We start from the raw sequence: 13,638 nt of genomic DNA on the forward strand, positions 1-13,638 counted from the left end.
TTAGCCGAACGGTTTGGTAAATCGATTTAGTGGAGGTAGATATGGCGGTTGAGTGGAGACGACAGAGGGTGTTTTCTCAGATATTTATGCGTGGGGCCGGTGGAGACGATGGTGGTAAAGATGTTCGCTATTTTTGGTTCGATTTGGTAAATAGTGGACATATGTACCGTATGTAGGCTCACTGTGCGATAATTTGCGCAGCAATGAGTAAGGAGCCTCATATGAGTGATTTTGTCCTGACCTGTGAATCCGCCGCCGACCGAACCCGTGAGTTCTTTGCGTCGCGCAATATCCCTGTCGTGTGTTTTCATTACGAGATCGACGATGTTGTCTATACGGACGATCTGTATCAGTCGATTACGCCGGACAAGTTTTTTGCCCAGATTGCCGCGGGCGCCATGCCCAAGACGTCTCAGGTGAGCGTGGGTGAGTACGAGGAGTTTTGGGAGCCGTTTGTTGCCGAGGGCAAAGACGTGCTGCACCTGACGTTGTCGTCGGGTATTTCGGGTACGTATGGCTCGGCTTGCGTTGCGGCGCAGATGCTCGCCGATCGCTATCCCCAGGGCGGCAAGGTGCGCGTCATCGATTCGCTGGCGGCGTCTTCGGGCTTTGGCCTGCTGGCGGAATGTGCCGCCGACGTGCGCGATAGCGGGGCTTCACTCGACGAGACGGCTGCCTGGATCGAGGAGCACAAGCTCAACCTGCACCACTGGTTCTTCTCGACCGATCTGTCGAGCTACCTGCGCGGCGGTCGCATTTCGGCTGCGAGCGCGATCATCGGCACGGCGCTTAAGATTTGCCCGCTTATGACGGTCGATTGCGAAGGTGGGCTGTCGCCACGTGAGAAGATTCGCACTAAGAAGCGCGCGATTTCCGAGATGGCTAAGACCATGATGGCACACGTGCAGGACGGTGCGGATTATTCGGGTAAGTGCATCATGTCGCACTCGGCGTGCCGCGAGGATGCCGAAGCAGTTGCGGCGCTGATCGAGGAACAGATTCCGCAGCTTAAAGGCAAGATTGAGATCAATAACATCGGTACTCTGATTGGCTCGCATACCGGACCTGGTACGGTGGCGCTCTTCTTTATGGGCGACAAGCGCGTGGATTAGTTTGCCCCATCACATCGCTGCATGATTGCTCAAACGAAAACGGCCCGCCTCACGTTTGTGGGGCGGGCCAAGATGTTTTGCTAGCGTTTCTTTCCGCGGAAGAAGAAGCCGTGCAGCGAGGGCTTGAGTCCGCGGTTGGCGCGACGTTCCTCGATATGATCGTGGATCGAAGCGACGCGCTCGATGACCTCGTCGGGAATCGGCACGTCGGGATTCATGTTCTCGACCTGGCTTACCTCGGCGGCGGCGACCTGGTCGATAATGGGCACATCGTCGCGCGAGATGGCAGGTGTGGCGTCTTCCTTCATCTTGCGGTAGCGCTGCATCATGTCGGTCTGCAGCTGCTGTGCCGAAGGCGGCGTCCAGATGATGGCGTTGGCGCCGGCGGCGATGGTCTCACGGATGCTCTTGGGCGTCTTGCCGCCCGGTGCGATGAGCGGCAGGTTGGGATAGTGCTCGCGCAGCTCGCGCAGGACCTGGGGCGTGTTCTTGCCGGCCGCGATGTTGAGAATCTTGGCTCCGGCGCGCACCTTGGCGTGAGCATCGTCGTCGCAGCGAACGACCGTGGCGATGACGGGGATGTCGGCGATGTTGGTGATGTGCTCGACCATTTCGGCAGTGGCGGGGGAGTTGACCACGCAGCCCGCCGCGCCCTGCATCTCGGAGACGGCTGCCATTTGCACGGAGCGCTTACCGGTGGTGGTGCCACCGCCCACGCCTACGAAGACCGGGCACTCGGCGACGGTCAGCAGCGCCTGCGTAATGGCGGGCTGCGGCGTGAAGGGGTAGACGGCAAACACGGCGTCGGCATTGGAGTTGCGGATGACCGCGACGTCGGTGGTGTAGATGAGCGACTTGATGCGGCGGCCAAAGAGCGTAAAGCCGCTGGCCTCCTCGATCTCATCGGGCATACGGAGGGCCGCCTTGCGCAGACGCCCGTCGATGGGCAGCGGCTCCATGGGGAGCAGTCCGTTGGGGGTCACGGCTACCTGGGGCTCGGTGAACTCGTCTGCGAGCTCGACCTCGGAAAAATCGACCGAGGCGACGATGTCCTCGTGAACCTCGGCAGGAACATCGATGGGGGCTTGGTCGTTTGCCGTGGCCGGCGTGTCGAAGGAGCTGGTGCCGACAAAGGCGTCGACGCGCTCGTTTAGATCGTTGAGGGTATCCATGGAGGCTCGATTCTATGTGATGACGGCCGGCAGGGTGCCGGCAGCGTTGTACTTGCTAAATCGTTTGATGAGTTGATTTTTCCCCGCTGCGCCATCCGTTAGACCGAACGCTCGTCGAACGTGAAGGAGCTGTGGTGGCGGGTATTGAGGTGCTATCTTAAATGTCCCGTTTAAAAGAGAGGTGACGCGGTATGGAATTAACAGCAATGTTGGGCTCGATTGGCCTATGCGTGGGCGCAATCGTAGCCGCCGCGGTCATCTATTTTGTGGTTACGGCCATTAAAGGCAAAAGGACCGAGCGCAAGGAACGCGAGGCGCTTAAGCAGCACCGTGACCAGCAGGACAAGCGCGCACGGGAATAGCTTGTTGAGTTTTGAATCCGTGCGCTAGCCGCGTTTTCGGACCAGGGCGATGTAGAAGCCCTCAAAGTCGCGGCTGGGCGGGATGGTGAGCGTGCCGGGCATGCCGTTGGTGATGGCCGATACCTGGCCCGCGGCGATTGCCTCGGTGAGAGCGTTGGACTCGATGCGCGGCTCCTCGCCGGCATCCTGGGCGCGGCGTGCTTCGCTTTTGCTCGGCGTGCCGTCGAGGGGGATGAGCTCGCAGTCCATGTGCTTGTCGAGGGCCTCTTGCAGGGCGTCCTCGTTTTCCTGCGGCAAGATCGAACAAGTCGAATAGACGAGCGTGCCGCCCGGTTTGAGGGCTCCCATGGCGCGGTCCAGAAGCGCGCGCTGCGAGCGGGCGCACTTGCAAAGCAGCTGCTCGGTGAGGCTGCGCAGACTCTTTTCGTTGCCGCTGATGACGGTTCCCGTGCCGGTGCAGGGGGCGTCGAGCAGGATACGGTCAAAGCGGAAGAACTCGTCGAGCTCGCGTGCGTCGATACGCATGACGGGCACGTTTTTGGCGCCCTGGCGGTGGAGGTTGGACTCAAGCTTTTCGGCGCGGGGAATGCTCATCTCGCAGGCCGTGAGGTGTGCCTGGCCCTGGGTGAGGGCGGCGATCTGCGTCGTCTTGCCGCCAGGGGCTGCGCACATGTCCAGGATGTCCTCGCCTGCCTGAGCGCCCAGGACCAGCGGCGGCATCATGGACGACAGGCTCTGCAGGTAGATCTTGCCGTCGCGGTAGATGTCGAGATCCCACAGGTCGGAAACCTGGGCCTCGGGCAGGATGAAGGCGTCTGGGTACCAGGTGACGGGGTTGTGGGCGATGCCGGCGGCATCGAGCGCCGCAGCGATGTCCTCGGCGGTCGCCTTGAGCGTGTTGGCGCGCAGCGTGACCGGGCGCGTGGCAGCGGCGCCGAAGCCCTCGATCATGAGCTGAGCATCGGCGGGTGCATAGGCGCCGGCGACCGTGTCGACCATAAAGCGCGGCAGGTCGGCGGCGGAGTGTTGGGCGGCAAGCTGGTCGGAAAGCTCGGTGGCGGCAAACTGCCTGAGCTTGAGCTCGGGCTTAACCTGCTTTTTCTGCTTACGACGACGCGGCTTGGACATCCGTCTTTCCTTCCACCTAAATGATTATTCTGGGACGGGGATTAAAAAATCATTTAATGATTCCCGTCCCAAAAAGACTGCTTTGCGGCGCCCGGGAATGATTTTTTAATCCCCGTCCCAGAATAATCATTCCCGGGCGCATTGCGGTTGCCTAGTACTGGCTCTCGTGTTTGCTGAAGAAGTCGAAGCGCGGGGGCAGTGGCTTCACGCGGTGCTCGCCGGGCTTCTCGCCCAGGCCCTCCACAAACTCGTCCGTGGAGGCAAAGATGTTATCCCAGCTAAAGAAGGCGACCGGGTCAACGTCGAAGTACTCGCAGATGAGCTCGCAGCCGGTCGGGACGATGCCGTGCATGAGCACGGTTGCCACACGCAGCTCGGTGAAGGCATCGACGAGGGCCTGCGTCATCGCCGCATTGGCCGGCTCGCCCTCGAGCTTGTTGGCGGCCTTGGAGGCATCGCTCCAGCGCTTGTTTGCGGCGCGCAGGTAGTCGTCGCACACGGCGAGCGCGCGGTGCGTCTCGAACTTGTACATGGCCTGCTCAAAGGCGAGGGCGGCCTGCTCGGCGGCCTCGACCACGGCGGCAGAGGCCGCGCCGGCGGGGATGCAGCCGTTGCGATAGGGGCTCTCGTCGCCTTCCTTGACGGCGACGCCGTAGAAGCAGCTGCGGGCCAGGCGGTTGAAGACGCCGGTCAAAAGGGCGCTCTCCTTAAGGGCCGGATCGATAACGCGCTTGTCGTCGCAGGCGCGCACCTCGTTGCCGTCCTTGTCCTTGCCGGTCACGCGGGTGTCGTATGCCTTGGGGCTAAAGCTTACCGGCTTCTCGGACAGGCCGAGTGACAGCCAATGCGCGCGCATCTGCTCGCAGGTGTAGTGGTTGAGCAGGTCGTCTGCCGGCGGGGGAGGCGTCTGCGAGGACGAGCTGGCCTTTTTGCCCATGTAGAGCAGGTGATAGCAGGCGCTGACGGTGCTCTGCGTAAGGTCCCAACCCAGGGCCTCCCACATGGCGGTCTGCGCGATGCAGTAGAAGTAGATGTTGTCCTGACCGATGAACTGGTAAATCTGAGCGTCGTCAGAGCACCACCAGTCGCGCCAGTCGAGCGAGCTGTGCTGGTAGGTGGGCGCGGGGACCTGCGTGGAGTCGGCGGCGGGCTCGCCCATGAGGGCGGCATCCTGGGCGGCGACGCCCTCGGTCACGCCGGCTGCCTTGGCATCGCGTGCGAGCACGGTACGCGTATAGCTGATGGGCGCCCACAGGCTCTCGGGCCAGCACCAGCAAGTGACGTCGTTCACGCCGTCGACCTCGGGCACCGGAACGCCCCAGTCGATGTTGCCGGTGATGCGAAAGGGCACGAGCGCCTTGCCGCTGCGGAAGCGCACGCCGCCGTTGGCGAGCACCGCGTGGGCATCGTCGCGCTCCTTCCAGCTGGGGAAGGTGACGGTAAAGCTGCTCTTGTTGCCCTCGGGCTCCAGCACGGTGTGCTCGGGGAGCTGATCCTCGACGGCATCGAAGGCCTCGCGGAACTTGTTTTGGATGTAGAGCTGTGCCGGCAGCAGCCACTCCTCCATGGTCTTGGAGACCACGGAGCGAACCTGCGGGTTCTGGGCGAGCTTGGCGGTATAGGTCTTCATAAAGTCGAGGTAGGCGGGTAGGTCGAAGTAGAGGTTGTCGACCGGGCGCAGCTCGGGCACCTCGCCGGTGAGCTGGCTCTTGGGTGCGATGAGCTCTTCGGGCTCAAACTGGTGGCCCAGATCGCACTCGTCGGCATAAGCCTTCTCGGACTTGCAGCCCTGGATGGGGCAGCGGCCGATCACCTGACGGCCGTTGAGGAACGTGCCGGCCTTGGCATCGTAGAACTGCAGCGTGGAGCGCTTGGAGATGGTGCCCTGCTCGTGCAGGCGCTCGATAATCTCGGCGGTAACCTCGTTGTGAATCTGCGCAGCTGGCTCAAGGCCTGAGCCGCCGTAGATGTCGCAGCTGATGTTGTAGTTGTTGAGGGTCGCGGCCTGTCGGGAGTGATTGGACTCGACATACTCGCCGATGGACTTATCGTAGCCTTCGTTCTCCTTGAGCTTGCGGTAGCTCTCCATGATGGGCGAGCCGTAGCAGTCGGTGCCCGAGGTGAAGATGACGTTCTCGCGGCCCAGACGGTCGCGCAGGAAACGGGCGAAGAAGTCGGCCGGGACAAAGACGCCGCCAACGTGGCCAAAGTGAAGGCCCTTGTTGCCGTAGGGCTCGCCGGCGGTAACGATGGCGCGGCGCGGCCAGCTGGGACGGTCGTTCATGGAGTATTTGGATGCCATGGGACTCCTTCGCATATGGTGAGAGCGCGGCCGGGCGCAAGGCCTGGCGGCGCGGTGGTCAATTCGTGCATATCGTTCGACATTATCGCACATGCGGACGGGTACGTGGCAGGGGCGCTATCCTAAGATGCTATGAATGAGATTTCCAACATACATGCGTTTGAAGACGAGGATTTTCTGCACGCTTGCTTCGTGTGGGGGATGGCCGTGCTTGTGGTGTTTGCCGTGTGCCTGGTGCCGGTGTTTATGCTGCTGGGCGGGCCTGCGGACTTGGACGCGGCTGAGGCGGGCGGCTGGACCACCGTCGTGGGCTGGATGGTCGGTGTGGCTGCGGTTTCTGCAGCGTCGTTTGCCGTGCACGAGCTGGTGCATGCGGTGTTTTTTAAGCTGCTGGCGCCTGCGGGCGCGCATGTGACCTTTGGCGCGAATCGTGAGACGGCGATGATCTATGCCTGCGCCGAGGGCGTTGTGTATTCGCGTCGGCGGTACATGGCCATTTGCCTGGCGCCCACGGTTGTTTTGACGGTGGCGTTTGCCCTGGGGTTTGCGTTCTCGGGCTATCCGCTGCTGTGCTACCTGGCGGCTGGTCTGCACTTGTCGGGCTGCGTGGGCGATTGGTATTACGTGCGGACCATCCTGCGCGACCGCCGCATTGTCGCCTGCGAGGATACGTCCTTTGGCGTGCGCTTTTTTGGGTGAGGAGATGTCGATGAAGTCGTTGTTGCTGCATGCGTGCTGTGCACCATGCTCGCTTGAGCCGGTTCGCCTGCTGCGCGAGGAGGGGTTTGAACCCACGATCTGCTGGACCAACCCCAATATTCAGCCGCACAATGAATGGCAGCGTCGCCTGGACGAGCTGCGCCGGTGGTGTGCCGACGGCGACATCGAGCTCATCGAGGCCGAGGAGGATCGCGAGCGCTGGGAGGCCGGCGTGGCCCCGCTGGGTGCCGATCGGCCCCGTCGCTGTCGCGCGTGCTATGCCCTGCGTCTGGCCGAGGCGTGCCGCGTGGCTCGGGAGCGCGGGTTTGAATACGTGGGCACGACGCTCGCCGTCTCTCCGTATCAGTTGTTCGACACCTGCAATGACGTGCTCGAGCGTTTGGCTGCCGCCCGCGGTCTCACTCCGGTGATTCGCGATTTTCGCCCGTATTATCCCGAGGCTACGCGCCGTTCGCGCGAACTGGGCATGTATCGACAGAACTACTGCGGCTGCCGCTTTTCTGCTGTCGAGGCGGCCATGGACCGCGCCCGCATCCGCGACGAGCGCAAAGCCGCCAAAAAGTAGTTCGTTTGGGACGTCAGCCTGCTAGGATGTAGAGCGGACTTTAGCTATATAAGGAGTATCCGACGTGTCTATGCGTACCGATGATTTTGACTACAACCTTCCTGAGGAACTGATTGCCCAGGCTCCTGCCGAGCCGCGCGACTCCTGCCGCCTGCTGGTGGTGGATCGCAAAGGCTCCCAGGCGGGGAAGCCGCTGGAGCACGGCGGTACCGTTGAGCACCGCATCTTTCGCGACATCATCGACTATATCGAGCCGGGCGACGTGCTCGTCATCAACCAGACGCGCGTGATGCCGGCCCGCCTGATCGGTCGCAAAGCCGGCTCGGGTGGCGTGGTCGAGACGCTGCTGCTCAAGCGCCGTGAGGATGTGGATCCGCTCGGCCATGTGTGGGAGTGCCTGGTCAAGCCGGGCAAGCGCCTGAAGCCCGGTGCCCAGATTGAGTATCGCGCCGGTGGCGCCCATGCGCCCGAGGGGGCTCCCGTGGTGCTGACGGCCGAGGTCATCGACTTTGTCACCGATAGCCGTGGTGGCCGTCTGGTGCGCTTTGAGCCGGCCGGCTGCAATGCCGCCGGCGAGCCGCGCACGCTCGACGAGGCCATTCATGCTGCCGGTCACGTGCCGCTGCCGCCCTACATTACCGATTACGAGGGCGATCCCGAGAAGTACCAGACCGTCTACGCCATGAAGGAGGAGCACTCGGCTGCCGCTCCTACGGCGGGTCTGCACTTTACCCCCGAGCTCATGGCCGCTATCGAGGCCAAGGGCGCGAAGTTTGCCGCCGTCGAGCTCGAGGTGGGTATTGATACCTTCCGTCTGGTGGAGGAGGACGACCCCACGCAGCACGTCATGCACACCGAGCGCTACCACGTGTCACAGGAGGTTGTCGACGCCGTGCATAAGGCGAAGGCCGAGGGGCACCGCGTGATCGCCGTCGGCACCACCGCAGTACGCTCGCTCGAGAGCGCCTTTGACGCTGAGGCACCGGTGTCTGATCCGGCCGTGACGGCGCGCTATTTTGAGGGCCGCGAGGATGGGGCCGACACGCTCGGCCGCGGCGACATCGTGGTGCGCGAGAACGCGACGACGCAGCTCTACCTCATGCCCGGCTCGACCTATCACGTGGTCGACGCGCTGATCACGAACTTCCACGTGCCGCGCTCCACGCTCATGATGCTCGTGAGCGCACTTGCCACCCGCGACCAGATCATGGATGCCTATGCCGCCGCCATCGAGGAGCGCTACCGCTTCTTCAGCTTTGGCGACGCCATGCTCATTTTGTAGGTTACGGCGTTTTACAAACGCCGTAACCGGCCGACGCTGCAAACCCCCCTAAGCGGCAATCTGACGTTCAATCGTCGGGCATGACCAGAAGGTCAATGCCCCCCTCTTTCACGTCACCTTGCTCGCTTAGGGGCGTTTTCGCTGACTTTGCCAAAGCATCGGCAGGTACTCATTGGGGACGTACTTAAATGAGTGCCTGCAGAATGAGAGCAGATAATCTCCCGTTTTTGGCCTGCTTGGGGGCTCAAAGTGGGAGATTATCCACTCTCGTCATTGGGCTTGTCGTTGGGGACGTTCTTGTTTGACTAGTCGTTTAAGAACGTCCCCAATGACTACTTGCTTGCGAACAGCCAGACTAGGATGATCACCAGGATTGCGGCGATGATGCAGGCGATGGCTCCGGTGAATTTGACGCGTGAGTCGCGGGTGCGCTCTCGTACGTCGTCTTCGGCGGCCTCGAGCTGGTCGACTTCTTGCTCGGTCTCGGCGTGTTCGGCTTTGTCTCGGGCCAAGGATCCTGCAAGCGACTCAGTGATTTCTGGGTGGTCGTGCACCTCGGTCGCCTGTTCGATGATCGACTGTGCATGTGCGGCATCTGCTTGGGCGTTGGCGATGGTCTGCTCCTGCTCGCGGCGTGCCTTGTCCTCCGCGGCGATCTTCTCGCGCAGTTCGCGCTGACGAGTCGCGGCGGCGGTCTTTGCCGTCTGCAGCGCGTCGCGCGCGGCATCGGCTTCGGTCGTCACGGCTTGGTGCGCGCGTTTTGCGTCGGCGATAGGGGCTTGAGCCTGCTCGACGGCCTGCTCGGCTGCGGCAAGCGAGTGCTCAAGGTCGGCGGTGATGCGCGGGACATCTTCTTCGGCTTTACGCAGGGCATCTGCCGTGTCGGAAATCTGCATCGAGAGCTCGCTGGTGCGCACCGTATAGTTGGCGGGATTTGCCGAGGGATTGCGTTGCAGCTCGGCATACTCATGACGCAGCGTCTCGAGCTGGGCGCGCGTGGCGTCGACGGTTTGTTGTGCGGCGGCAATGCCGGCGTCTCGCTCGGCCTTCACCTTGTCGCGGATGCGCTTGGAATCCTCAAGACGTCGAACGAGGCGGTTGCCGGTCTCGCGCGAGCTCGCCTCGCGGGCCTCCACGGCGTCGAGCGCGGCCTTCAGACGGAGCTCAGTCGCGTCATCCTCTGTCTTCATTTGTTCGAGCTGACCCTTGAGCTCTGTCGCTTTGGCGGCATGGGTATCACGGTCAATCTCGGCGGCCGCTGCAGTCTTTTGGGCCGTGGCAATCGCCTGGCGCTGGTCGGCGACGATCTGGTCGTAGCGGCCTGCGATATCCTGGCGCGTCTCGAGTTCCTCGGCCTGATCGGCAATGCGCTGCTCAAGTTCGGCCAGGTGGGCGCGGGCATCGGCAAGTGCCTTTTTCGCGGCGTTCATCTCGCGCATGGCCGAGGCACCCTGGGCGATAAAGGTGCCCACGGCGTTCGCAGTGTTCGAGACAGCGGTCCCCAGATCGCGGCTCGCGGCGGAGGAGTGCGGGGCGGTCGGGCGAGCGGTGTCGGCAGCGTCCGCATCGGCAGTCTGCGGCACGGCGATATTGCCGGTACCGCCCTCGATCACAGAAAAGCCTGCTGCGTGCGGGTCGACTGCATCGGTGCCAATCGTGGGATGCTCGAGCTGCAGAAACGAGGGCATGGTGCTGCCCTGGTCGGCAACCGGAGTCTCGCCGGGTACGAAGGTCGAGGCTGCCTCGGCGGCCTCCTCTTCCTCGGCGTCAACGTCAGCGTCGGCCACGGCGTCTTTCATCGCTTTGACGGCATCCATCATGGAGTCCATGACGGCGTCGAGCTCTTCTTCCGAAGAAACCTCGATAGGGCCCGCAGCTTGCGGAGCAGCATCCTGTACGGGGCGGTCGTCCTGAGCGGGCGCATCGTCGTTTTGCTCGTCTGCATCTTCGGCGCCAGGGGTTTCCGCCGTAGCGCTTTCGTCCAAGAATGGGCCGTCGAGGTCAATATCATCGCAGGTCACAGCGTCGGCATCTGCAGTGACGTCTGCGGAATCATCAATATGCTGTTGAGTCTGGGGGTCCAGCTCGTCTGTCATAGGCATGTGCTCCTCATCGTTGTTTGTCACCCTATGATAAAGTCTCGCGCCGACATCCCGCGCGCTGCAGCAAAGTTTCAAAACGTGTTCGATGGCTCGCGTCGATAGCAAAAACTCGGCCACTTTATCCAGTTTGTACTTGACATTCCCTTCGCCGAAAGACGTTGCGCCGTTCGCCTGCCATGGGCTTTATTTTTCACTTGAACCCGCTAAAGTTGCATTTCAGCTTTTGGCGCGTGAAGTTGGATGCGCGCAGTCGACGGGCAGGCCCGTCGCGATTTGAAAGGACTTTATATGGGACTTTTCACTGGTAAGACCGTGATCGTCACCGGCGGCGGCAAGGCCACGCTCAAGGACGGCTCCGCTGGCTCCATCGGCTACGGTATCGATATCGCTTTTGCCAAGGAGGGCGCAAACCTCGTCATTACCGGCCGCAACGTTGCCAAGCTCGAGGCTGCCAAGGAATCCCTCGAGGCCGAGTACGGCGTCAAGGTTCTGCCTGTTCAGGCCGATGTCTCGGCTGGTCAGGACAACGAGGCCGTCGTCCAGAACGTCATCGACAAGGCCATTGAGGAGTTCGGCCGCATCGACGCCGTCGTCAACAATGCTCAGGCCAGCGCTTCGGGCGTGACGATCGCCGATCACACCATGGACCAGTTCAACCTCGCCATTTACTCCGGTCTGTATGCCACCTACCTGTACATGCAGAAGGCCTACCCGCACCTGAAGGAGACCAAGGGCTCCGTGGTCAACTTTGCTTCGGGCGCCGGCCTGTTTGGCAACTATGGCCAGTGCAGCTACGCCGCTGCCAAGGAGGGCATCCGCGGTCTGACCCGCGTCGCTGCCAACGAGTGGGGCAAGGACGGCATCAACGTCAATATCGTTTGCCCGCTTGCTTGGACCGCCGCGCTCGAGAACTTCCAGGATGCCTATCCCGAGGCGTTCAAGGCCAACGTCCACATGCCGCCGGCGGGTCACTACGGCGACGTCGAGAAGGAAATCGGCCGCGTTGTCGTTCAGCTCTGCGGTCCCGACTTTAAGTATATGAACGGCGAGACCGTCACCCTCGAGGGTGGCATGGGCCAGCGTCCGTAGGGTTACGCGGTTTTACCAAACCGCGTAACGGGTCGACGCTGCGCGGTCACCAGGGCGACAACTTGTCATTCAAAGAGGGCGGCATGACCAGAAGGTCAATGCCGCCCTCTTTTCATGCCAATTTGTTCGCCCTGGTGACCGCTCGCTGACGTTGTCAAAACATCGGCGTTGCCAAAACATCGGCGTTGGCGTGGCTGGTAAATAGCTCCACTCATCGGGGACGTACTTAAATGAGTGCCCGCAGAATGAAAGTGGATAATCTCCCGTTTTTGGGCTGTGCTTTGGGCAAAAGTGGGAGATTATCCACGCTCATCCGGTAAGCGTCCAAAAATCCACGCTCATTTGCCGTGTCCCTGCCGTATCCTCCTCGCGCCAGTTTCTGTCGAGTCGGTGCTTCTTGCGGGTTGCCCGTATAATGGTTTGCGTATGAACCGCAACCAAGGAGTTCCAGTTTATGGACCAGAACCTTTTTAAATTCGACCTGATCGCCGAGGACCCGACGACGCACGCGCGTGCCGGCGTACTGCACACCCCGCACGGCGACATCGAGACGCCGATTTTTATGCCCGTGGGCACCAAGGCAAACGTCAAGGGCATTCCTACCGAGACTGTCAAGAAGCTCGGCGCCCAGATCGTGCTCGCCAATACCTATCATCTGTCCATGCGTCCCGGCGAGGACACCATCGCCGAGCTGGGCGGCCTGCACAAGTTCATGAACTGGCACGGCCCCATCCTCACCGACTCGGGCGGTTTCCAGGTCTTCAGCCACAACGATGCCGTCAAGCTCACCGACGAGGGCGTGCGCTTTATCGTCAACGATTACGACGGCCGCCACGTGTTTTGGACGCCCGAGGACAACATGGAAATCGCCATGAAACTCGGCTCCGATATCTGCATGCAGCTCGACCAGTGCCCGGGCTATCCCGCCACGCGCGCCTACGTTGAGCGCGCCGTTGAGCTGTCGAGCATGTGGGCCGAGCGCTGCTATAAGGCGCATACCCGCGATGACCAGGCGCTCTTTGGCATCGTTCAGGGCGGCATGCACCTGGATCTGCGCCTGCGTTCGCTGCGCCATCTGGAGGAGTGCGGCGACTTCCCGGGCTATGGTATCGGTGGCTATTCGGTGGGCGAGGATCACGAGACCATGTTCGAGACCCTGGCGCCGCTCGTGAGCGAGTACATGCCCAAGCATAAGCCGCGCTACCTGATGGGTGTCGGCAACCCCACCACGCTCGTACGCGGCGTGGGCGTGGGCATCGACATGTTCGACTGTGTGCTGCCGACGCGCACCGGTCGCATGGGTACGGCGTTCTCCAGTGAAGGTCGCCTTAACTTCCGTAACGCGCGCTTTGCGCACGACGACGGCCCCATCGACCCCACCTGCACCTGCCCGGTATGCACGGGCGGCTACAGCCGCGCGCTCATCCGTCACATGGTCACGCAGAAGGAGATGCTCGGCGGCATTCTGCTGTCGATGCACAACATCTACTACCTGCTCAACCTGATGCAGCGCGCCCGCCAGGCCATTATCGAGGGCCGCTACGGCGCGTTTGTGAGCGACTGGATGAACAGCCCTGCGGCGGTGGACTACTAAGAGCGACAGACACGCTTGCAGAGCGTGGGCACGGCAATGGTCGAGCGCCAGCCGGTCGTCACATTCGCTGACACCGGTTGCGCGACCGCTGACCGATAGCTTGCAAGTGCTTGATGCATCGTGGGTACCATACCGAATAGTTGATGTTCGGGCGGGTGTTTGACGCATGGCGTCGACCCCGCCCGTTTTTCTTTTTCTCGATAGGAGTAC

General features: G+C 61.9%; 11 protein-coding genes. 7 read left to right on the forward strand and 4 right to left on the reverse strand.

Annotated features, from left to right (window positions below; genetic code table 11):
* The first annotated feature begins 221 nt into the window (after window positions 1–221).
* The gene (locus DWZ15_RS00170) at window positions 222–1,112 is read left to right on the forward strand and encodes a DegV family protein (RefSeq protein WP_118448494.1); all 891 of its coding nucleotides are present in this window, start codon (window positions 222–224) and stop codon (window positions 1,110–1,112) included.
* Window positions 1,113–1,192: 80 nt separating this feature from the next.
* On the opposite strand, the gene DWZ15_RS00175 is transcribed toward DWZ15_RS00170, so the two are convergent.
* A complete protein-coding gene (locus DWZ15_RS00175; RefSeq protein ID WP_118448497.1) occupies window positions 1,193–2,284 on the reverse strand; it encodes a hypothetical protein in 1,092 nt (363 codons plus the stop codon).
* A 191-nt stretch (window positions 2,285–2,475) separates the two neighbouring features.
* On the opposite strand from DWZ15_RS00175, the gene DWZ15_RS10440 reads away from it, so the two are divergent.
* Window positions 2,476–2,646, forward strand: coding sequence for a hypothetical protein (locus DWZ15_RS10440; protein ID WP_158572461.1), 171 nt, complete (start codon window positions 2,476–2,478; stop codon window positions 2,644–2,646).
* A gap of 24 nt (window positions 2,647–2,670) precedes the next feature.
* On the opposite strand, the gene DWZ15_RS00180 is transcribed toward DWZ15_RS10440, so the two are convergent.
* Complete coding sequence (locus tag DWZ15_RS00180) at window positions 2,671–3,774, reverse strand: RsmB/NOP family class I SAM-dependent RNA methyltransferase (RefSeq protein WP_118448500.1); 1,104 nt, start codon at window positions 3,772–3,774, stop codon at window positions 2,671–2,673.
* Window positions 3,775–3,925: 151 nt separating this feature from the next.
* Complete coding sequence (locus DWZ15_RS00185; RefSeq protein ID WP_118448503.1) at window positions 3,926–6,076, reverse strand: class I tRNA ligase family protein; 2,151 nt, start codon at window positions 6,074–6,076, stop codon at window positions 3,926–3,928.
* 132 nt (window positions 6,077–6,208) lie between these two features.
* On the opposite strand from DWZ15_RS00185, the gene DWZ15_RS00190 reads away from it, so the two are divergent.
* The 3 genes from DWZ15_RS00190 (at window position 6,209) to queA (ending at window position 8,643) form a co-directional block, all read left to right on the forward strand.
* Window positions 6,209–6,775: a DUF3267 domain-containing protein gene (locus DWZ15_RS00190; RefSeq protein WP_118448506.1), complete on the forward strand. Its 567-nt coding sequence runs from the start codon at window positions 6,209–6,211 to the stop codon at window positions 6,773–6,775.
* Between the two features lie 10 nt (window positions 6,776–6,785).
* Window positions 6,786–7,361 (forward strand): epoxyqueuosine reductase QueH, encoded by a 576-nt coding sequence (locus tag DWZ15_RS00195; protein WP_118448509.1) that lies wholly within the window; start codon window positions 6,786–6,788, stop codon window positions 7,359–7,361.
* 70 nt (window positions 7,362–7,431) lie between these two features.
* Complete coding sequence (queA, locus tag DWZ15_RS00200; RefSeq protein ID WP_118448512.1) at window positions 7,432–8,643, forward strand: tRNA preQ1(34) S-adenosylmethionine ribosyltransferase-isomerase QueA; 1,212 nt, start codon at window positions 7,432–7,434, stop codon at window positions 8,641–8,643.
* A gap of 332 nt (window positions 8,644–8,975) precedes the next feature.
* Here the strand turns inward: queA and DWZ15_RS00205 are convergent, their stop codons facing one another.
* Entirely contained in the window at window positions 8,976–10,739 is a 1,764-nt protein-coding gene (locus tag DWZ15_RS00205) for a hypothetical protein (protein WP_118448515.1), read from the reverse strand.
* A gap of 294 nt (window positions 10,740–11,033) precedes the next feature.
* Here DWZ15_RS00205 and DWZ15_RS00210 point away from each other — a divergent pair, with 294 nt between their 5' ends.
* Complete coding sequence (locus DWZ15_RS00210) at window positions 11,034–11,834, forward strand: SDR family NAD(P)-dependent oxidoreductase (RefSeq protein ID WP_006235414.1); 801 nt, start codon at window positions 11,034–11,036, stop codon at window positions 11,832–11,834.
* Between the two features lie 454 nt (window positions 11,835–12,288).
* The gene (tgt, locus tag DWZ15_RS00215) at window positions 12,289–13,428 is read left to right on the forward strand and encodes a tRNA guanosine(34) transglycosylase Tgt (protein ID WP_055250876.1); all 1,140 of its coding nucleotides are present in this window, start codon (window positions 12,289–12,291) and stop codon (window positions 13,426–13,428) included.
* Window positions 13,429–13,638 lie beyond the last annotated feature (210 nt).

Origin of the sequence: Collinsella sp. AF29-7AC, from assembly GCF_003475665.1 — a bacterium.
GTDB lineage: Bacteria > Actinomycetota > Coriobacteriia > Coriobacteriales > Coriobacteriaceae > Collinsella.

Excerpts from the sequence above, each read along its gene's own strand:
- DWZ15_RS00190 (WP_118448506.1), top strand. The coding sequence starts at position 6,209 with ATGAATGAGATTTCCAACATACATGCGTTTGAAGACGAGGATTTTCTG.
- queA (WP_118448512.1), top strand. The coding sequence starts at position 7,432 with ATGCGTACCGATGATTTTGACTACAACCTTCCTGAGGAACTGATTGCC.
- tgt (WP_055250876.1), top strand. The coding sequence starts at position 12,289 with ATGGACCAGAACCTTTTTAAATTCGACCTGATCGCCGAGGACCCGACG.
- DWZ15_RS00195 (WP_118448509.1), top strand. The coding sequence starts at position 6,786 with ATGAAGTCGTTGTTGCTGCATGCGTGCTGTGCACCATGCTCGCTTGAG.
- DWZ15_RS00210 (WP_006235414.1), top strand. The coding sequence starts at position 11,034 with ATGGGACTTTTCACTGGTAAGACCGTGATCGTCACCGGCGGCGGCAAG.
- DWZ15_RS00180 (WP_118448500.1), bottom strand. The coding sequence starts at position 3,774 with ATGTCCAAGCCGCGTCGTCGTAAGCAGAAAAAGCAGGTTAAGCCCGAG.
- DWZ15_RS10440 (WP_158572461.1), top strand. The coding sequence starts at position 2,476 with ATGGAATTAACAGCAATGTTGGGCTCGATTGGCCTATGCGTGGGCGCA.
- DWZ15_RS00205 (WP_118448515.1), bottom strand. The coding sequence starts at position 10,739 with ATGACAGACGAGCTGGACCCCCAGACTCAACAGCATATTGATGATTCC.
- DWZ15_RS00175 (WP_118448497.1), bottom strand. The coding sequence starts at position 2,284 with ATGGATACCCTCAACGATCTAAACGAGCGCGTCGACGCCTTTGTCGGC.
- DWZ15_RS00185 (WP_118448503.1), bottom strand. The coding sequence starts at position 6,076 with ATGGCATCCAAATACTCCATGAACGACCGTCCCAGCTGGCCGCGCCGC.
- DWZ15_RS00170 (WP_118448494.1), top strand. The coding sequence starts at position 222 with ATGAGTGATTTTGTCCTGACCTGTGAATCCGCCGCCGACCGAACCCGT.